We start from the raw sequence: 19,862 nt of genomic DNA, 5'->3' as shown, positions 1-19,862 counted from the left end.
TCGCGCCCAATCAAATCCAATTTGCTCTCTTTCGATGTCTCCTTTCTCAATCTTTCATTGCCACAAATCTTGTGGACGGGATCGTGTTTTGGTAGAATCAGCCATAGCAGGTAGTATAAATACTTAATGCGTCGCCTTGAGCCTTCCCTGGCTGCTTGCAAGGCATTTTTCTGCGAATAGGAAGAAACACATTTCTTCTTCCAAGTAGTAAAAATATGCTGTGCTGGTTTTCGCGGGTGTAGGTAGTTCCTGCAGAGTTGCGCTGTGCGCGAATCGTGGAGCAAGTGACGTTCCTTCTATCGCTGGGTCGTCATCACTTGGATGAGGCTTTTATCGACAGCCACATTTTGGCTGACCTTCCTAACTGTTTGTTGATCACGTTTTATTTTAAGAGGAAACCCATGACCAGTAAGCCAGACCGCGTGGTTCTGATTGGCGTCGCCGGAGACTCCGGGTGCGGTAAGTCCACGTTTCTGCGCCGAATCACAGATTTGTTCGGGGAAGATTTCGTCACAGTCATCTGCCTCGACGATTACCACAGTCTGGATCGGAAACAGCGCAAAGAAACGGGCATTACCGCACTTGATCCACGAGCCAACAACTTTGATCTAATGTACGAGCAGATCAAAGCTCTCAAGAGTGGCGAAAGTATCAAAAAGCCGATTTATAACCACGAAACTGGAGAGATTGATCCGCCAGAAGTCATCGAACCCAATCATGTCGTTGTCATTGAAGGCTTGCATCCCCTCTACGATGAGCGAGTGCGTGGACTGCTCGACTTCAGCGTCTATCTCGACATCACCGATGAGGTGAAGATCGCGTGGAAGATTCAGCGTGACATGGCAGAGCGGGGTCATAGCTATAACGATGTGTTAGCGGCCATCAACTCTCGGAAACCCGATTTTGATGCGTACATCGATCCTCAAAAAGGAAACGCGGATGTCGTGATTCGCGTGATGCCGACTCAACTGATCAAAGATGACAAAGAGCGGAAGGTGCTGCGGGTGCAGATGATCCAGCGCGATGGCGTGCAAGGATTTGAGCCAGCCTACTTGTTTGACGAAGGTTCGACGATCGATTGGATTCCCTGCGGTCGCAAGTTGACCTGCTCCTATCCCGGCATCAAGATGCACTACGGACCGAACGAATATTACGGTCACAGTGTTTCGATCTTGGAAGTTGATGGTCAGTTTGACCTGCTCGAAGAAGTTATCTACATCGAGCAGCACTTAAGCGCCACTTCTGCCAAGCACAACGGCGAGTTAACCGAACTGCTGTTGCAACACCGCGAATATCCTGGTTCTAATAACGGGACAGGCTTGTGGCAAGTCCTGACGGGCTTGAAAATGAGAGCCACCTATGAGCGGTTGACCAAGACTGAAGCGAAGATTGCAGCACGAGTGTAAGCGCGCTGAGCGGGAAGCCGTTGGGGATGCTGCAAGGTGTCCCCTTTTGCCATCTTGAATGCTCGATTAAGAAAAACAGTAAGTTCTAAGGTGACCTAATTAAATTGGAGGTATAACCCATGAGTACGAAGGAAGACGCGATCGATGTGACGCCTGAAGACGCAGGTGAAAACGGGGACAAAAAAGGCGGGATGCGACTGCACGATCAGGATCAGTCTGATCAGCATCAGCAGACCGCGATCGTCCTTGCGGGCAGTCCGACCATGCCAAGTGATCTAGAGATTGTTGGCACGATTCTAGACGGCGGCATTCGCCCGATCGGTGCTAGCCATCTCGACATTGTTGGAACGATGGGAGCAGGTCGCCCCGTCACATCAAGCCATCTCCGAATTGCGGAGATGATAGGAAATCGCCCAATTTTCTTTGACGAAGTGAAGCTGATCGACGATGTAGATTTGCCTGGACATCGCCCCATTATGGTGAGCAATCCAGGGTTGATGCACGCGGAGATGGTGCTGAGACAGCGTCCAATTTATAGCAACGCGATCGATGATGCTCCTGCGCTGATGGGCTATCTTGACTAATTTCTACAGTACTGGTCTGTAGAATATTGGTTTCTGTGTTGGTTTCTTCTAGGTTGGTTTCTATAGTGAGAGGACAAAATGGGTGTTTCTGGTCGGAAGCACCCATTTTTATCACTAGATTCAGCGCTGAAGCGTGAGCCTCTGCATGTGGTTTGCGTGAGAGCGTTTATCATGACAAATAAGCACTCCATAGTATCTCCGGTTGTCCAATGACTGCAACACTCCCTACGCTGCCTAGCCAATACGATCCGACTACCACTGAATCGAAGTGGCAGAAGTTTTGGGAAGACAAGCAAGTTTTTAAGGCAGATCCCAATCAGCCCGGTGACCCCTACTGCATCGTGATTCCGCCACCCAATGTGACAGGAAGTTTGCACATGGGGCATGCGTTTGAGAGCTCGCTGATCGATGTTTTGATTCGCTATCATCGAATGCTGGGTGACAATACTCTTTGGCTACCTGGAACCGACCACGCCAGTATTGCCGTCCAAGCCATTTTAGAGAGGCAGCTTAAAGCCGAGGGCAAAACTCGTCATGACTTGGGACGAGAAAAATTTTTAGAACGCGCTTGGCAGTGGAAAGCAGAATCGGGAGGCACGATCGTTAATCAACTCCGTCGGTTAGGGGTGTCGGTAGATTGGTCACGAGAACGCTTCACCATGGATGAAGGGCTGTCGATCGCTGTTCTTGATGCGTTTAACAAGCTCTACGAAGAAGGACTGATTTATCGCGGCAAATATCTGGTGAACTGGTGTCCTGCGAGTCAATCTGCCGTTTCTGACCTAGAAGTTGAAAACCAGGAAGTGAACGGGCATCTGTGGCATTTTCGCTATCCTCTGACCAACGGGACTGGTTCTGTGGAAGTTGCGACGACTCGCCCTGAGACGATGCTAGGCGATACGGCAGTGGCAGTGAATCCGAACGACGATCGCTATAAGCATCTGGTGGGTCAGACGCTAACGCTGCCGTTGATGGGACGCGAAATTCCGATTATTGCCGATGATGCGGTTGATCCAAGCTTTGGTACGGGCTGCGTTAAGGTTACGCCTGCTCATGACCTCAACGACTTTGAGATGGGGATGCGGCATAAACTTCCGTTCATTAGCATCATGAATAAAGATGGCTCCCTCAACGAGAACGCTGGGGAATTTGAGGGGCAAGATCGGTTCGTAGCGCGAAAGAACGTCGTGAAGAAACTGGAAGAAGAAGGCTTCCTCGTCAAGATTGAAGACTATAAGCATACGGTTCCCTACAGCGATCGCGGCAAAGTTCCTATCGAACCGTTGATTTCAACTCAGTGGTTTGTCAAAATTGAACCCCTATCTAGCCGTGCGCTGACTGCTCTTGACGATCAAGGCTCGCCCGATTTCATTCCCGATCGCTGGACAAAGGTGTATCGCGACTGGCTCGTGAGCCTAAAAGATTGGTGTATTTCTCGTCAGTTGTGGTGGGGACATCAAATTCCTGCGTGGTATGCGGTGAGCGAAACCAATGGCGAGATCACGGACGATACGCCGTTTGTCGTGGCTCGAACCGCAGATCAAGCGAGAGAAAAAGCGATCGCAAGATTTGGCGCAGATGTTCGATTAGAGCAAGACCCCGACGTATTAGACACGTGGTTCTCGTCTGGACTATGGCCTTTTTCAACCCTTGGTTGGTCGGATGAATCTGCCGCTGATTTTAAGTGCTACTATCCGACCGCCACCTTAGTAACTGGGTTTGACATCATCTTTTTCTGGGTTGCCCGCATGACCATGATGGCTGGACACTTTACTGGGCAAATGCCCTTCAAGGATGTCTATATTCATGGATTGGTGCGCGATGAGAACAATAAAAAGATGTCGAAATCGGCAAACAACGGCATCGATCCTTTGATTCTGATTGATAAGTACGGAACCGACGCTCTGCGCTATACGCTGGTTCGAGAAGTTACAGGCGCAGGACAAGATATTCGGCTTGCCTATAACCGCAAAACGGATGAGTCTGAATCAGTTGAAGCCGCGCGAAATTTCACCAACAAAATCTGGAATGCCTCTCGATTTGTTTTGATGAATTTAGACGGTAAAACGCCAAAGCAATTGGGCGAACCGGATACGAGCAAATTGGAGTTAAGCGATCGCTGGATTCTCTCCCGGTTTCACCAAGTCAGCCGTCAAATTCGAGGCGCAATCGATCAGTACGGTTTAGGCGAAGCGGCAAAGTTACTCTACGAATTCTTCCGGGGCGATTTCTGCGATTGGTACATCGAACTCGCGAAGTCTCGCTTGCAGGGAGACGATGAGGCATCGCGGCTCACGGCCCAGCAGACCCTCGCTTTTGTTTTAGAAGGAACGCTGAAACTGATGCATCCCTTCATGCCTCACATCACTGAAGAGATTTGGCACACCTTAACCCAGACCAGTGAAGCATCGGGAGAAACGTTAGCCTTGCAGCGCTATCCGATTCCCAATGAGATGCTGATCGATACTGACTTAGAGCAACAGTTTGACTTGATTATTGAAACAATTCGCACGATTCGTAATTTGCGAGCTGAAGCAGACATCAAACCCGGCGCGAAAGTGGAAGCGAATTTGCAGACCGAGAGCGATCGCGAACGGTATATTCTCACGGTAGGTCAGCCGTACATTCAAGATCTTGCCAAAGTCAAGCAACTTACCATTTCTACCCAAACCGAAGCCCATGCCTCGGAAGGTGCGGCTCCAGTTGGTTTATCGGATACCTTATCGGAGGATGCTCAATCTGTTCTCGCAACGGCGCTAGATGCCACTGGTAACTTCTTTGCTAAGCATCACAAGCCCATTCTGTCGGTTGGTCTGATCGTTTTTATCGCCATCACGCTCAAAGTGTTGGCTGCGATTTTGACTACCGTTCATGAAATTCCGTTGCTGGCTCCGGTGCTGGAAATCATTGGAATCGGATATTCGGGGTGGTTTAGCTATCACAGTCTGCTGAGAAGCCGCGATCGCCAACAGCTACTTCAGCAAATTCAGCAATTTACAACAGAAGTAATCGGGGAGCCGGATACTTCAGAGGTGAAGACCTTACCAGATGGTTCTAGAGCAACGGAAGACTCTCAAGCTGGATCTCAGACTGGAGATTCTCAAACCACAGGCTCTCAAACCGATTCTCAGTCCGATTCTCAATCCATTGTAGGAGTCGTTGGAACCATTCAAGTCGCTATCCCTCTTGCTGGCTTGATCGACGTTGCTGCGCTGCGGGCTAAAGCTGAGAAAGACTTGAAGAAAGCAGAAGCCGAAGCTCAGGCGCTCACGGGACGATTGAGCAATCCAAAATTTGTGGATAAGGCTCCAGAAGATGTTGTCCAGACCGCGCGAGAGGCTTTAGCAGAAGCGAAAACCCAAGCCGAAATTTTGCGAGCTAAGCTTGAGCGCTTGTAACAATGCGATTCGCTCTGCGAAGCTCCGAAGGATCGCATCTAATGCACAGAGGCGTTCTCCTTGAACGTCTCTTTACCTATGTAAGGATTCCAAATGTTCAAAAAAACCAATATAGCGACAAAGAGCGAAAAAGCTATACTTCTGTGTAATTAACCGTAATATCCAAATAGCCCATCCGAATAATCTATTGAGTTGCATCAGATTGAAACTGCATAAAACTGTCAATATACATTCGGAGAAAACTATGAATCTCAAGTATTTTCAATTATATAAATTACATCTTAAGGTGTTTTACGATTTCTACTTCAAAGTAGGAAAAAATATGTTGTCTGATTGAGAATTCGTTTCATCAAACACCCTTGAGTCGAATAAGCCTCGAGAAATCTTAGACAGAGCTTTAACGCTCACTTTAGAATAGTTAATCTCATCATGTTTTTCTTTTGAAATAAGTAGAGAAAATAGCAATGCTGTACTTGGCACAAATTCAGAAGAAAGGCTATTTAGGCAAGGCAGGGCTACGCTTGCTGGCATCTCAAAAATCTGAGCATGTTTGGACGCTAGAGCCAGAGCAAGACATTATTCTTTCAACAGACGCTGCTGCCTACAGTGAAGATCTTTTAGTACTAGTTGAGTTTTCGAGTAGTCATCAGGTCGCTAGTATTAGGGAAGCGACTGATTGGGTGCTAGAACTCGTTCAAAAGTACCTCAGCTATGGAATTACGCCTGCATTTTTACAACAAGAAACCGAGCGTGCAGAACAGTGGCGGCAGTCGCTGACCCTTCAGAGTCAAGAACTGGAGCGGCGTACTCTAGAGCTTGAGGCTCGCCGGGAGCAAATTCAAGACCTCGAAGAAGACTTGAAGCGTCAGAAGAAGGAGCTAGAATTGCTGACGGATCAAGCAAAATTGCAAAGTCAAGAACTTGATCAGCGAATGCAAGATAGTGAGGGCCGCCCAATTTAGGTTGTTAGGTCGAGATAATTTGGAGATATTGGCAACGGATTTAAATAGTGAGTATAGCGAGTGTAGAACTCGGTAGATACTTAGATTGACCTACTCCTTACTCTTAGACTGACCTACTACAGTTACTCTTTGATCATTGGCTAAGGATTCTGTCTATTTTTCTGTCAGTGTCCATGAGCCATCCCAATCCTCGGTTGGAGGATGTTGGAGCCAGTATTGACAGCGATCCATGTGAAGGGCCGCAGCTTTGTCATGGCAGTCGATTTCTAGAACGGCTGCAAACTCGGCAACGGCAACGGCAAACTTGCGCTTCAAATAATGCTCTCGCGCTTTGTGGTAATGCTCGATCACCTGTTTCGTTTGGTCTGCGATCGCGTCTGTCTTCAATCCAACTAATTCATACACTGCAACGGGTTTGTTTTTACCTTTGACTTTAATGAAGTCGAGTTCTCGCGCCCAAATCCGATCAGCACAGGGACGATAGGTACTTTCGCTAATCACAATATCAGTTCCGTAGATCTTGCTTGCGCCTTCGAGTCGCGCACCAAGATTGACCCCATCTCCAATTGCCGTAAACTCCATGCGTTTGCTACAGCCAATGTTGCCGCTAATTACGGTATCCGAGTTAATGCCAATGCCAATGTTAATCGTTTGCTGATTTCGGGCGGCGCGTTGGGTGTTAAAAATGGCAAGGCGGCGGCGCATTTCAACCGCCGTTTTAACGGCCATCCATTCGTGATCGTCGAGCGGTAAGGGAGAGCCAAAAACCGCCATGATCGCATCTCCAATGTACTTATCGAGGATGCCTTTGTGCATAAACACAGCTTCAACCATCGACTCAAAATACTGATTCAGCATTTCCACCACTTCTTCCGCTTTCAGCGTTTCGGTCAGCGTGGTGTAGCTGCGAATGTCAGAGAACAGAACCGTTACTTCTTTGCGATCGCCGCCCATTTTGGCAGCGTCGGGATTCTCTAGCAACTGTTCGGCTAACTCTTGAGTCATGTAGCGATACATCGTACTTTTGAGCCGCTTTTCGTCGCTGATGTCATCCATCACAACCAACGCTCCAGAAACTTTTTGGCTGTCGTTGGCATCCGCGATCGTATTAATCGACAAATTAATGCTGTGCTGCTCTTCACCTCGCACAGGTTGCAAGATCCGGTCGGGATAGTACTGCTGCTGATTTCGCGCCTCTAATGCCATTCGGCACCAGGACGAGAAGTTGCCTTTCTCGATGGTGATCAGATCAGCAACGGAGCGACCTTCAATCACGTCATCACCTTTCAAACCGAGTAACTTCTTAGCGCTTTCGTTTGCGGCAATGATGGTGCCTTCTTTGTCGGTGGAGATGACCCCATTGGAGAGCGATCGCAAAATATCTCGCTGCATTTGTTCTTGCTGCTTCACCGTTTCAAACAGTCGAGCATTCTGAAGGGCGACCCCGGCCTGAATGTTGAAGGTCTCCATAAAGTCTTGGTCGCTGCGATTGAAGCTTGATTTCCACTGCTCAGGCGCTTGAGGCCAACCCTGCGGATCGTAAGCCGGAAATTCGCCTTGTTTGGTTTTGTTGACCAATTGCGTCACGCCGATTAGCTCACCGTCAGCATTGCAAACGGGCATACACAATAAACTACAGGTCCGATAACCGTTGGCTTTGTCGGTTTGCTTCGCGGTTTCTGCGCCGTCGTGATCGTAGAGGTCAAACGCAATGTTGATCACTTCTCCCGTTGCCGCGACTTGTCCAGCGAACCCAACGCCAATCGGCAGGCGCAATTCTTTGTAGGTATCGGCAGAAATAGCAATGCGTGTCCAGATCTCGTTGCGATCGCGATCAATTAACCACAAGGTACTGCGATCGGCGTTCATCAACTGCTTCGCCTCGTCCATCACTCGTTTGAGCGTGTCATCCAAATCTAAACTGCTTTGGCTCAACGATTGAGTGGCTTTGATCAGAGCATTAGCGGCGCGTTGTTTTTGCGTCGCGATGTAGAACGACCGGGACGACTCTAGAATCAGCCGAATCGAGGGCGCAAATTCTGTAAAAAGCTGTTCGTCATAGGGGGTAAAACCAGATAGGTGAATGCGCTGGTCGAGAGGAAGAACGCCATTACAGCTTGGTTTGAGTTTGTTAATTAGCTGCACTACCGCAACCAACGCGCCGTCATCGGTGAGCAACGGCAAGGTCAGCATCGTATAGGTGCGATAACCTGTCTTCTTGTATTGAATCTTGGCTTGTGCCGATCGCGGATCGTCAAAAAAATCGTAAGGAATATTGACTGGGCGTTTGAAGGTGGCGACTTCGCCTGCAATGCCCTGATCGGCAGGAAACCGAATTTCGATTGCCCGTCCCCCGTTGCCCGATGCGATCGTCGTGTAGAGTTCGTGCTTTTCTTCGTCAAGCAGATAAATGGTGGTGCGATCGGCGTTGAGCAGTTCCCCCGTCTTTGCCGTAATCGAGTTAAGCATCTCTTCTAAAATCGTTTCAAACCCTTGCATGTCTAGCATTGAGAGGGTCTGATTGACGATCTGAAGCTTGTATTCAACGTCATGAACGACTTCTTTAAATTTATCTTGCGTCAAGGGTGCAAGAAAAGACGCGAACTTGCCTTTGGACGTTGCTAAACCACTATTCGCTTTCGCCAACGCTGAAGACTGAACCTCAATGGTGTCTTTTTCATTCAGTTCCACCGTTTCAATGGCAGATGCGGTTGGTGCGAAGCGCAACTCCGAAGGAAACGGCTCCGCCAAGTTCTCAAGGATTGGGCTGATGACTGTCGAATCGGGCAGATGCGAAGATGCGGGGTTCATACAGGATTTTGGCTACGTCCTGCGTTCAGGGTTCCCCGAACCGAGATGCTTTGCGCCGAAACGCGTAGAAATCTCTTGAGTGCAAGATTATGTTGAATGACGACAGGGCGATCTTTTCGAGTTACCCATGAGGGTGAGTCAGTCAGCCGAGAGGATTTAAGCTGGGCTGGGTTGGGCTGAAGTCATAAATAGACTTTCTTTTCCTCGTATCACATGTGGCAAGTAATCTCGATTAATGTAGCAGATTACAATGAGCGGTTCTAAGATGTATGCAATCGCCTAATCCATGAGCGGCATTGACCGAGATATTACTCTTGACCCTCGACCCAGCCTGATTGATCGTCATTTGCCTAACACCTCTCAAGTCCAGCGACTGCTCCGAAGAGAGGGTAGAGCGCATGTATTCAACGATCGCGAAACCCTAAAACGAGTTACAGAGGCTATCATTGCAGGCGGAGAGCGAACCGGAATCGAGGATGAAGACGATGATTACGAACGTTATGGACTCTACTTTTCCGAGCCAATCGGCTACATAATTAGAGCAGATGGGAGCCAAACTCCGCTTTATTACGGTGAGGTCAAAATTGTGAAAGCAACAGGTGAGTATCATGCAATCCCCCGCACCAGTCCTCGCAGAACAAGCTAAAACCTGGAAATTCTTAGAACTTTGGGTTGATTCAGTGCTTTTTCCACCTAAGATTCTCATGCTGGTGGGTGATCAAGATGGCACTTGTCGTATTTTTAATCCTGCCTCTGATTACAAACTCGTAGTCACCCACTCCAACTATGAAGCTGCCCAAGAATGGCTTCTTGAAGATGAATATGAACGGGTGAAGGGTCAACTCTTAGCTGAAGAAGTTTTCTAGCAGAAACACCGTATAACAATCCCGTTGCACACCGACCGTACAGAGTTTTTTCATTGAGTTCGAGAGGTTACTAGCGGCGGGTGAACAGGGTCGTTAGCTTGCGAAGTTGTTTGTGAAAGACGCAAACTCCAAAACAATAAAATGCTAGACTTAGCGCTCCGTTGGAAAAAGTCGCTATGAAGACAACAAATTTGCTGACTCTACCTGACAATCGGCGGTTAGCCTATGCAGAATATGGCAACCCCAATGGTCATCCATTTCTTTACTTTCATGGTGGTGGAGCTTCTCGATTAGAGCCATTGTTGTTGGGTGATGAAGTTTTTAGTCGATTGGGGTTACGGGTCATTGCACCAGATCGTCCGGGAATTGGGCAGTCTGACTTTCAACCTAAACGCGGATTTTCTGACTGGGTGAAGGATGTTGAGGTGCTTGCTGATGGGTTGGGATTGGATAAATTTTCAGTTTTGGGCATTTCGGCAGGAGGTGGCTATGCTGCTGTTTGTGCTGCAAAGATTCCCGAACGATTACACACAGTGGTGATTGCATCAGGGGCATGGCAAATGGATACCATCAACAATTTGCCGCAGTTCAATCGTTGGAGTTGGATACTCCTCAAACAATTTCCTTTATTACATCGAGGGTCGCTGAAAGTTATGCGGCGATCGCTCAACAGTTCTCCAGAAAGGTTGCTTGCTTCGTTCAAACCGCAACTTCCACTATCTGACTATGCAGTATTGGAATCACCGGGTCGAATGGAAGTTTATCGTCAAGCAGCGATCGAAGGACTGCGTTCAGGTACGCGAGGAGCGGCTTGGGATATTCAGCTTTATTTGAGGAAGTGGGATTTTAGTTTGGATGAAATCCAAATGCCATTAACGCTGTTCTATGGTGAAGAAGATAGGAACGTACCGCTCGACCTGGTAAGGCGAGTCGCTGTGAGTCTACCTCAAACTAAACTGATGATCTTCCCAAACGAAGGACACATTTCGGTGGTGGTCAATCAGATTGAAGCGATCGCCAAAGTGCTTGTGGGTGAATGAAAGACCCCATCCAGGTTTGTGTTGACCCAGTAAGCAGGCTAACAACGCCCGTGAACCCGTCCGTTTAAAGATTATTAGTTGAGTTCGAGAGTTCAGTCACGGCGGGTTACGCGCAACGTTACTCATCAGACCCGAAAGCCGAAGTTAAGTTTTAGATGAGATCGCCCTATGAATAGCGATCGTCTTCATCACGCCTTGACTAAGCTTGCTTTGCAGATTTCGCTTTTCGTGCTTTTGGTTTGGCTTCATTTGTCTTAGTCGTCTTCACCTTCGAGCTGTTACCGTTAGTGCTGTTGACATTCGTAGAGTCAGTTTGGCGCAGAGTAGCGGCTTGCGCGAGTAGCGATTCTGCAAAGGCATAGGCAGCCGCTTCTGTTGTGGCATTTTCGCTAGAGCCGACTTGTCCACTTGCGAGTTGAGCAAGTTCCTGCCGTCGCTGGTCACTATCTAGAGGATTGACTCGCACCACCGTCCGCAAATCAGCGTCTTTAGCAGGTTTAGCACCATTCCCATTTGTGGCTTTCCCGTTTTTGCCGTTGACCGAATCGATCACTTGTTTATCGACATGGAAGTGATGATCTGCCATTGCAGCGACGATTGGCTGGTGAGTGACGCACAACACCTGATGATGACGACCCAACTGATACAGTTTTTCTGCGATCGCTTGTGCCACTCGCCCCGACACGCCCACGTCAATCTCGTCAAACACCAGAGTTTCTGCCGAATCAACTTGCGAAAAACAGGCTTGCAGTGCTAGCAAAAATCGGCTCATTTCTCCGCCTGAGGCAATTTCGGTGAGGGGCTGCAAGGGTTCTCCAGGATTGGGGCTGAAGAGATAGGTGATGCGATCGCTCCCCGCCGCTGTCGGTGTGATCGCACTAATACCGACCTTGAACTGCACTTTTTCCATCGCCAACGGTTTTAGTTCGGCAACGAGACGAGATTCAAGATCATTCGCTGTGGCTTGCCGAAGACCTGTAAGTTTATCGCAGGCTTGCGTCAGGGCTTTCTGACGTTCCTTAGCCGTCTGTTCTAATTCTTCGAGCGATTGTCCGGCTCCGGTCAGTTCTTCAAGTTCCGTTTGCAAGGAGTGTTGCAGCGCGATCGCATCTGCCAATGTAGGCCCGTATTTACGGCAAATTTGTTTCAGTTCAACAATTCGTTCTTCTACTTCCTGAAGCCGTTGCGGATCGGTTTCTAAACTATCGCCGTAAGCGTTAATTTGCTGTCCGGCTTCTTCGATTTGCGCTAGGGCAGACAGCACCATGTCTAAAATCGGCTGCACTTGGTCGTCAAACCGCACCATATCCGTTAACAAGTTTTCAGCTTTACCAAGCAGATCAGCGCAGGCTTCGCCGCCTTCATTTTCGTTCTCATAGATCGCTTGATAGACCTGAAAGCTTTGCTGCTGCAACTCGACGCTGTGACCGAGGCGTTTGCGTTCTTGCTCTAACTGCTCAAGCTCATCGGGTTCGGTCAAGTTTGCGCCGTTAAGATCCTGCAATTGATACTGAAATAGATCGAGCTGTTGCAGACGTTGCTGTTCCGACTGGCGACGTTTTTCGAGCGCTTGAGACGCTTGCTGATAGGTTGAGAAGGCTTTGCTTACGACTTCGCGCTGCCTTAAAAGAGCAGATCCTCCAAAGCTGTCGAGCCAGTCGCGCTGTAAGCTGGGCTGCCCAAGCTGAACGGTTTGACCTTGAGCGGTAATTTCGACCAAGCGATCGCGCAGAGCCTCCATCTGCTGCTTGTTGACTAAGACGCCATTGATCCGCGATCGATTGCGTTGCCCGCTTTGGTTGGCCACAATCTCGCGCGTACAGACAGCGGTTGCGTCATCAATTAATTCAATTTCTTCGGCGGCAAACCACTCTTTCAGCGCCAAATTTGCCTGAAATGTCGCTTCGATCAGCGCTCGTTCTTCTCCGGTACGAATCGACCGACCGGAAATTTTGCCCCCCAACGCCGCATCGATCGCATCCAAAATAATGGATTTACCCGCGCCTGTCTCTCCCGTAAGAACGTGAAGTCCTGACCCAAAATCTAGTTCTAGATGGTCAATTAGAGCAAAATTTTCGATCCGTAAGGACAGCAACATGGGCGTTTATACAAGTTGGCGAAGACGCTGATTTATCAATCTTAGATTCATCGATCCTACTTCGCTAGCGACTGGTTTGACGGGTCGATTTTTGAGGGAAAGGAAAAGTCAAATTACAGAGTCTATATCAATGGTAACGATCGCTGAATTTATCACAACCACTTTTTCGTCTTACTGATAGTAAGTATGTTCTTTTTAATCGTCAAGTGTGTTTCAAAGTTTGTGTCTCAAAGTTAAGGTCGAAAGTTAAGGTCGGCTCTCATGTTCTCTTGCTTTGTTCCTCAATTCTCTCTTCGTTGGGATTCCTCTGCTCGAATCGTTCGGTAATCTGGCGATAGTGCTACACCTCAAGTTCAGGCAAAAAATGATTCACTAGGAATTAGTAGAAGCTTCGGGGCTTGTTGTTACAATAGTTTACATGCCGTCTCCGGTTCCCCTATGAACGTTACCAATTCTAAGCCTGCCTCCCCTATTGCATCGGTTGATTTGCAAGAAGATCACTCCTCTGTAACGGGTTACCCCGATCGTGATCCTATAGTTGCAGAGCCGCAGTTCTTTATTCGCACCGATAAAGACGGCATGATTACGTCAGAACTGTCGCTTGTGCCTAAAAAGGAAGATTTGGCGGGAGTTTACGATCCAGCGCTGATTGCAGCGTACTACAGAACCCGTCAGTGGCAGGCGTGGAGACGTTCACTTGGTATTTTTCTGCCGTTTCTCTGGTTTGCGGCGCGGCTATGGTGGGATCGGATTACGGGCATCAGTTTTAGAAAAGAAGCGCGTCAAGCGGTTCATCTGCGCGTCATGCTGACAACTTTAGGACCTGCCTTTATTAAAATTGGACAGGCTTTATCTACCCGCCCTGACTTAGTTCCGCCTGCCTATCTCGAAGAACTTACGAAGCTTCAAGATCAGCTACCGCCGTTTCCAAACGAAATTGCGTTTCAGTTCATTGAAGAAGAGTTAGGCGATCGCCCCCAAAATATCTATGCAGAATTGAGCGCTGATCCGATCGCGGCTGCCTCGCTCGGTCAGGTTTACAAAGGGAGGCTGAAAACGGGAGAACAAGTTGCGGTGAAGGTGCAACGTCCGGGCTTGGCTCAGAATATTGCGCTGGACATGTATATCTTGCGGCGGATTGCAGCTTGGGCAATGACGAACATTAAGCGGGTGCGGAGTAACTTAGTTGCGATCGCAGATGAACTCGCAGCTCGCATCTTTGAAGAGATGGACTACACCCAGGAAGGACACAACGCAGAGCGGTTTGCCGAACTCTACGGGCATCTTCCTGATATCTATGTGCCTCGGATTTACTGGCGCTACACGGGTCGTCGGGTTCTGACGATGGAATGGATCAACGGCACAAAGCTAACTCAGCTAGACGCCATTGAAGAGCAGGGCATTGATGCGACTCATCTAATTGAGGTGGGAGTGCAATGTTCGCTGCGTCAGTTGTTAGAACACGGGTTCTTTCACGCCGATCCGCATCCGGGCAACTTACTCGCGATGCCAGATGGCAAGTTGGCTTACTTAGATTTTGGCATGATGAGCGAGGTGAAGCCTTATCAGCGCTATGGATTGATTGAAGCGATCGTGCATTTAGTGAACCGCGATTTTGACGGATTAGGACGCGATTACGTCAATTTAGAATTCCTCTCGCCTGATACCGATCTCACGCCGATTATTCCCGCGTTTGCAGAAGTGTTTAACGAAGCGTTGGGTGCAAGCGTTGCCGAGATCAACATCAAAAGCATTACCGATAAACTGTCGGCTCTGATGTATGAGTATCCGTTCCAAGTGCCTGCTTACTATGCGCTGATCATACGATCGCTCGTTACGCTAGAAGGAATCGCGATTCATGTTGATCCCGACTTTAAAGTTTTGAGCAAGGCGTACCCTTATGTAGCGAAACGGTTGCTCACCGATCCGGCTCCTCAACTTCGAGAATCGTTAAAGGACTTGTTGTTTAAGGATGGAAGCTTCCGTTGGAATCGACTTGAAAACTTGTTGCGAAACGCTCGAAGCAACGCAGATTATGATCTCGATCAAGTCATCGATCAAGCAACAGACTTTTTGTTCTCCGATCGCGGTGAGTTTATTCGCGTTAATCTGGTCAACGAAGTAATCAAAAGCCTAGATGCGCTAGGACAATCGGCGTGGCGCAATCTTAACTACGGCTTGCGAGAGCGAGTTGGTTTGGCGGTTGAGCGTCCTGCGATTTCCCCCGAAAATCAGCAAACTCTAGAGCAGGTCAAACGCATTTGGAAGATTTTGCAAGAAACACCAGGCTTTGATCAAAACAAAGTGCTCGCTTTAATTCCTCGAATTTTGGCGAAACCGGAAACTCAAGAAGTTGGCAAACAGATTGTTGGCGGGCTGGCTCAGCGGTTGACGGCTCGGCTGCTTCGAGAGGTGCTAGTGACGGATCAGGCAAAACCACCTGCACCGATTGTTTACGAACCCCGCTCTACTGGGCTGTTGGCTGCGTCTAAATAAGAAGCTCATAATTCTTGTGATTAGCCTAACTTTTGAATTCAACGATTCAAAAGTTAGGCTTCACGCTGAGAATTGCTAGTTTTCTGGCCGATTTTTGAAAAGCGAAGGAAAATAGAGATTGGAACTACTTTTTGTTGAAAGCACATGAGTAATAGCAGTAACTTTCGTGAAGCATTTCGGAGTGCTAAAGGACAAGCGATCGTTGGTCCTAATGTGATCGCTAATGCCCTTCCTTGGTTGGGGGGTGGGCTAATTCTCACCGCAGCCGGGGCTTATGGCGGATTGAAAGTCATCGAAAACAATCCCCAGATTTTCTTCCCCACATTTATTGGGGCAGTGATCGTCGAACTAATTCTATTCTTCGTCGCGTCGAGTGTTGCTCAGAAAGGGAACAACAGTGTTGCTCTTCCTCTACTGGCAACCTACAGTTTGCTGTCGGGTTATACCTTGAGTGGATTAGTTTCTCTTGCGTTGCGAACCGAAGGGGTTGGCATAGCTGGAGTTGGGTTTGCGGCGTTAGGGTGTGGCATTACCTTCATCGCGGCTCGTCCAATCGGCTCTAATCTTTCCGAAGCAGATGGCTTTGCTTTGACCAGAACCATACAACTCGGCATCATCGCTCTATTTGTGGTGATATTGGGTCAGTTTCTGTTGTCGCTGTTTGGCGTCTACGCGCCCTCCTTTTTAGAGGTTGCCATCTCTGCGATCGGGGTTTTGCTATTTGTTGGCGCGGCGGTGGTCGATTTCTTTATTTTGCCGCGCACCTATCGTGATGAACAATATCTTCCGGCAGCGTTGTCGATGTATTTAACGTACATCAATCTGTTCGTGTTTATCCTGCGGTTGCTGATTGCGATTAACGGTCGCGATTAATTCGGTTGGTCAGTTTGTTTATAGTAGTAGAGACGTAAATATTGCGTCTCTATTTTTTTGGCTTGTATATTGCCTCTGTAAGATCGAATGTTGATGTAATTTTGATCACTAGCGCGAAGCGCAAAGCACAACTCCGCAGCAACCGCAATGGGGTTCTGCGACCAACGGATTTGCTAATCGCACCCCCAACCGGAGCCGTATTATGTCCCAAGATATTCACCCGACCCCTCCCTTTGATAAGACGAACGATCAGACGCCCGACATCGGCGGCGGTTTGCCAGTCATTGAATATTGGGCAGAGCATACGCTGTCGCCCGAAGGACCAAAACTTTGGAAAACGCTGTTTCACAATAGCGCTTGTCTCTCGTGTTCGTGGGGCACAGGCGGGCAAAAGGGAGGCTTTACCAACGAAGAGGGCGAAAAACTTCAGCGCTGCATGAAAAGCGTCGAAGCAATTTCGGCAGAAATTAAGCCTGCAATTCCGACTCACTTTTTTGACACACATAGCATTGAGGAACTTGGGCAACTCACCTCGATGGAAGCAGATCGGTTGGGGCGGCTCAGTTTTCCTGTGATTTTGAGAGCGGGGAAGTCTCACTACGAACGAATCAGTTGGGATGAAATTTACGACCTTGCAGCAGCGGCATTGCGTAAGTCTCCTGAACGAGTGGCATCTTATAGTTCCGGTCGATCGTCGAATGAAGCGGCGTATTTGCTGCAACTGATGATCCGGGCACTTGGATCAAACAATTTGGCAGACTGTTCTGATTTGTGTCATGCGCCTTCGACATTTGCGCTCAATCAGATGTTCGCGACAAAGACATCGGTGGTGAGTTTAGAAAGTCTTAAACACGCAGATTGTGTAGTGCTGACGGGGGCAAATTCTGCTTACAATCACCCCCGATTGATGAATGAATTGATTAAACTGCGCGGTGCCTCCGGCTCTGGCGAAGCCAAGCGTGGCGGTAAAATCATTGTGATTAATCCAGTGATGGAAATCGGATTAGTCAAATTTGGTTCGCCAGCGTTTCCGATCAAATCTCTTATTCCCGGCTCTCCTATTGCGTCGCTCTATCTTCAGCCGATTCCTGGTAGCGATGTGGCTCTGTTTGTCGGCATTCAAAAAGCTCTGATCGAGCAAGGCTTCCTCAATACTGAATATTTGCAAGCGCACACTGAAGGATGGGAAGCGATCGTAGAGCAAGCCCAATTCACTTCTTGGGAAACGATTACCGGAACATGTGGAGTCTCGCAACCCGAAATCGAAGCGGCTGCAACAATAATTGGAACATCAGAGAGAGTGGTTTTTGGCTGGGCAATGGGCATTACCCAACATGCAAACGGAGTCGATAATGTCTACAGTATTGCCAACACCGCGCTGATGACTGGGAATGTCGGTAAAGAAGGTGCAGGAGTAATGCCTGTGCGAGGACATTCTAACGTTCAGGGATTTGGATCGATGGGCGTGACGGCGCATGGGTTGAAGCAAGAGATGCAGCAAGCCCTCGAAACGCTGTTAGGACGTCCACTCAGCCGAGTCAAAGGCTACGATACTCGCGCATTGATCGAAGCAGCAGATGATGGCAAAATCGATTCACTGATTTGTTTGGGCGGCAACTTGTACGGCGCAAACCCCGATTTAACCCAAGCAAAACGCGCGATCGCTCAGATTGAAACGGTGATTTATCTGGCAACAAAGCCTAATATCGGGCATTTCAACGGCTTAGCGAAGCACAACACAATTATTATTCCGGTACTCAATCGGTTTGAGAATCCGCATAAAACAACGGTCGAATCGGGTAACAATTTTGTGCGCCTCAACGACGAGGGAAAGACTCATCTTACGGAGGCTGATCTGGTTCCAGAAGTGGAATTTCTGACCGAATTAGCGGGGCGAGTTCATGGTGAATACCCCGTGAATTGGCGTAAATTGCAAGATACGAAATATGTGCGGCAGCTAATTGGCGAGACGGTTCCGGGTTACGAGAAAATGAAGACAATTGATGCGACCAAAGAAGAGTTTACGATCGCAGGTCGCATTCTAACCGAGCCAAAATTCTCCACTCCGTCGGGTAAAGCGTCAATGTTTACAACGCCATTACCCACGCTAACGCTGCCCCAACCGAAAGACTTAAATGCGCCAGACCATAGCTTAGTGTTGTCCCTAATTACGGCTCGGAGCTATTCTCAGCACAACACTGTTGTCTACAAAATTGGCGACAAGTATCGAGGAATGCCTCACCGCAACTGCATTTTGATGAATTCACTTGATGCAGAGCGAGCAGGATTGCAGGAACATGGGCGAGTCATTGTGCAGGGAAATGCAGGCAAGCTAGAAAATGTCGAAATTATTTATGGAGCAATTCGACCAGGGGCAGCGCTGATGTTTTACCCAGAAGTGAATGTGATTTTCAACGCCAAAATTGAAGCGCGATCGGGCACGCCTGCGTTTAAGCGAGTTCCGATCGCGGTTTACGCCCAATTTCCTCTATTATCACTTGCTGGTGAACCTAACAAAAGCTCATAAGTCAAGGCAGTATTCACGTTACAACGGTGACAGTCTAAAATACGGTTCACCGAATATAGTTGTTTGGAGTTTGGCAAAGCCATTTTCTCTAAAGTTGCGCTTTGCACTGATCGATTAGTTCTCCTTTATCTCAACAGCTACCTAGAGCGTCTGAAGTGGACATGGTTTTATCAATAAATCAAGAGAAACACTTATGCTCAAGACAAATCAGCCTAATGATCAGCCTGTGACAGTCGATGTACTTCAGCAGATTAAACCTAACTGTGAAGCAGCATTTGAACAAGTGCTAGCGGATCTGATTCACGCGGCTGAAACATTTGAAGGGCATTTGGGAGTCAGCGTTTTTCGCCCATCCAATCACGCGAATTCTGAGTATCGAATTGTATTCAAGTTCGACCGTTTGAGTCACCTGCGACAATGGGAAAATTCTCCGGTTCGTCACCGATTACTAGAACGAGCAAATCGTCTTACGGTAAATTCAGGCCAGTTTCAGATTTTGACCGGGCTTGAATCATGGTTCACATTGTCCACTCAAGGGGCAATCACTCCACCGCCTCGTTATAAAATGCTGTTCGTCAGTTTACTTGTGATTTTTCCGCTCATCAATCTGCTAAATCTAGGTCTGCAACCTCTCCTAGGATCACTGCCCCCGTTGCTTCGTAGTCTAATTGTCACAGTCATTATGCTATTTCTAACTACCTATGTTGTGATGCCGCGTGTCACTAAATTATTTTCTGCTTGGCTCTATCCAAAACCAAAAGCATAGAGGTTTGAGAATTCAACAATTGTGAATTAATATTT

Annotated in this window: 13 protein-coding genes; 11 read left to right on the top strand and 2 right to left on the bottom strand. The window is 48.3% G+C overall.

Features of this window, described 5'->3' with window-relative positions; translation table 11 throughout:
• The first annotated feature begins 401 nt into the window (after positions 1–401).
• The 4 genes from AC5JLB_RS17680 to AC5JLB_RS17665 all read left to right on the top strand — a co-directional run bounded on the left by AC5JLB_RS17680 (position 402) and on the right by AC5JLB_RS17665 (position 6,350).
• A complete protein-coding gene (locus AC5JLB_RS17680; RefSeq protein WP_495875141.1) occupies positions 402–1,406 on the top strand; it encodes a phosphoribulokinase in 1,005 nt (334 codons plus the stop codon).
• A 119-nt stretch (positions 1,407–1,525) separates the two neighbouring features.
• Positions 1,526–1,990: a hypothetical protein gene (locus AC5JLB_RS17675; RefSeq protein ID WP_495875140.1), complete on the top strand. Its 465-nt coding sequence runs from the start codon at positions 1,526–1,528 to the stop codon at positions 1,988–1,990.
• Positions 1,991–2,199: 209 nt separating this feature from the next.
• On the top strand, positions 2,200–5,388 hold the full coding sequence (locus tag AC5JLB_RS17670) for a valine--tRNA ligase (protein ID WP_495875139.1): 3,189 nt from the start codon (positions 2,200–2,202) through the stop codon (positions 5,386–5,388).
• Positions 5,389–5,852: 464 nt separating this feature from the next.
• Positions 5,853–6,350 carry an HmpF-related protein gene (locus tag AC5JLB_RS17665; protein ID WP_495875138.1) on the top strand — a complete coding sequence of 166 codons (498 nt, stop codon included), beginning with the start codon at positions 5,853–5,855 and terminating at the stop codon, positions 6,348–6,350.
• A 153-nt stretch (positions 6,351–6,503) separates the two neighbouring features.
• On the opposite strand, the gene AC5JLB_RS17660 is transcribed toward AC5JLB_RS17665, so the two are convergent.
• Positions 6,504–9,161: a GAF domain-containing protein gene (locus AC5JLB_RS17660; protein ID WP_495875137.1), complete on the bottom strand. Its 2,658-nt coding sequence runs from the start codon at positions 9,159–9,161 to the stop codon at positions 6,504–6,506.
• Positions 9,162–9,447: 286 nt separating this feature from the next.
• On the opposite strand from AC5JLB_RS17660, the gene AC5JLB_RS17655 reads away from it, so the two are divergent.
• From AC5JLB_RS17655 to AC5JLB_RS17645, 3 genes are all read left to right on the top strand, one after another.
• On the top strand, positions 9,448–9,807 hold the full coding sequence (locus tag AC5JLB_RS17655) for a DUF6972 family protein (RefSeq protein ID WP_495875136.1): 360 nt from the start codon (positions 9,448–9,450) through the stop codon (positions 9,805–9,807).
• On the top strand, positions 9,770–10,027 hold the full coding sequence (locus tag AC5JLB_RS17650) for a hypothetical protein (RefSeq protein WP_495875135.1): 258 nt from the start codon (positions 9,770–9,772) through the stop codon (positions 10,025–10,027). Before AC5JLB_RS17655 ends, AC5JLB_RS17650 begins: the two co-directional genes overlap by 38 nt.
• 176 nt (positions 10,028–10,203) lie before the next feature.
• Positions 10,204–11,067 (top strand): alpha/beta fold hydrolase, encoded by an 864-nt coding sequence (locus tag AC5JLB_RS17645; RefSeq protein WP_495875134.1) that lies wholly within the window; start codon positions 10,204–10,206, stop codon positions 11,065–11,067.
• A 199-nt stretch (positions 11,068–11,266) separates the two neighbouring features.
• Here the strand turns inward: AC5JLB_RS17645 and recN are convergent, their stop codons facing one another.
• Positions 11,267–13,165 carry a DNA repair protein RecN gene (gene recN, locus AC5JLB_RS17640; protein ID WP_495875133.1) on the bottom strand — a complete coding sequence of 633 codons (1,899 nt, stop codon included), beginning with the start codon at positions 13,163–13,165 and terminating at the stop codon, positions 11,267–11,269.
• A 438-nt stretch (positions 13,166–13,603) separates the two neighbouring features.
• On the opposite strand from recN, the gene AC5JLB_RS17635 reads away from it, so the two are divergent.
• The 4 genes from AC5JLB_RS17635 (at position 13,604) to AC5JLB_RS17620 (ending at position 19,827) form a co-directional block, all read left to right on the top strand.
• Complete coding sequence (locus tag AC5JLB_RS17635; protein ID WP_495875132.1) at positions 13,604–15,661, top strand: ABC1 kinase family protein; 2,058 nt, start codon at positions 13,604–13,606, stop codon at positions 15,659–15,661.
• Between the two features lie 144 nt (positions 15,662–15,805).
• Positions 15,806–16,534, top strand: coding sequence for a Bax inhibitor-1/YccA family protein (locus AC5JLB_RS17630; protein ID WP_495875131.1), 729 nt, complete (start codon positions 15,806–15,808; stop codon positions 16,532–16,534).
• A 202-nt stretch (positions 16,535–16,736) separates the two neighbouring features.
• On the top strand, positions 16,737–19,061 hold the full coding sequence (locus tag AC5JLB_RS17625; RefSeq protein WP_495875130.1) for an FdhF/YdeP family oxidoreductase: 2,325 nt from the start codon (positions 16,737–16,739) through the stop codon (positions 19,059–19,061).
• A gap of 193 nt (positions 19,062–19,254) precedes the next feature.
• On the top strand, positions 19,255–19,827 hold the full coding sequence (locus AC5JLB_RS17620) for an antibiotic biosynthesis monooxygenase (protein ID WP_495875129.1): 573 nt from the start codon (positions 19,255–19,257) through the stop codon (positions 19,825–19,827).
• The last annotated feature ends 35 nt before the right edge of the window (positions 19,828–19,862 follow it).

The sequence above is a fragment of the Myxacorys chilensis genome (genome assembly GCF_059505265.1).
This window is presented reverse-complemented; position numbering and strand designations above follow the sequence as displayed.

What these genes read in the sequence shown, in the direction of transcription:
- AC5JLB_RS17680 (WP_495875141.1), top strand. Translation starts at nt 402, where the DNA reads ATGACCAGTAAGCCAGACCGCGTGGTTCTGATTGGCGTCGCCGGAGAC.
- AC5JLB_RS17675 (WP_495875140.1), top strand. Translation starts at nt 1,526, where the DNA reads ATGAGTACGAAGGAAGACGCGATCGATGTGACGCCTGAAGACGCAGGT.
- AC5JLB_RS17670 (WP_495875139.1), top strand. Translation starts at nt 2,200, where the DNA reads ATGACTGCAACACTCCCTACGCTGCCTAGCCAATACGATCCGACTACC.
- AC5JLB_RS17665 (WP_495875138.1), top strand. Translation starts at nt 5,853, where the DNA reads ATGCTGTACTTGGCACAAATTCAGAAGAAAGGCTATTTAGGCAAGGCA.
- AC5JLB_RS17660 (WP_495875137.1), bottom strand. Translation starts at nt 9,161, where the DNA reads ATGAACCCCGCATCTTCGCATCTGCCCGATTCGACAGTCATCAGCCCA.
- AC5JLB_RS17655 (WP_495875136.1), top strand. Translation starts at nt 9,448, where the DNA reads ATGAGCGGCATTGACCGAGATATTACTCTTGACCCTCGACCCAGCCTG.
- AC5JLB_RS17650 (WP_495875135.1), top strand. Translation starts at nt 9,770, where the DNA reads ATGCAATCCCCCGCACCAGTCCTCGCAGAACAAGCTAAAACCTGGAAA.
- AC5JLB_RS17645 (WP_495875134.1), top strand. Translation starts at nt 10,204, where the DNA reads ATGAAGACAACAAATTTGCTGACTCTACCTGACAATCGGCGGTTAGCC.
- recN (WP_495875133.1), bottom strand. Translation starts at nt 13,165, where the DNA reads ATGTTGCTGTCCTTACGGATCGAAAATTTTGCTCTAATTGACCATCTA.
- AC5JLB_RS17635 (WP_495875132.1), top strand. Translation starts at nt 13,604, where the DNA reads ATGAACGTTACCAATTCTAAGCCTGCCTCCCCTATTGCATCGGTTGAT.
- AC5JLB_RS17630 (WP_495875131.1), top strand. Translation starts at nt 15,806, where the DNA reads ATGAGTAATAGCAGTAACTTTCGTGAAGCATTTCGGAGTGCTAAAGGA.
- AC5JLB_RS17625 (WP_495875130.1), top strand. Translation starts at nt 16,737, where the DNA reads ATGTCCCAAGATATTCACCCGACCCCTCCCTTTGATAAGACGAACGAT.
- AC5JLB_RS17620 (WP_495875129.1), top strand. Translation starts at nt 19,255, where the DNA reads ATGCTCAAGACAAATCAGCCTAATGATCAGCCTGTGACAGTCGATGTA.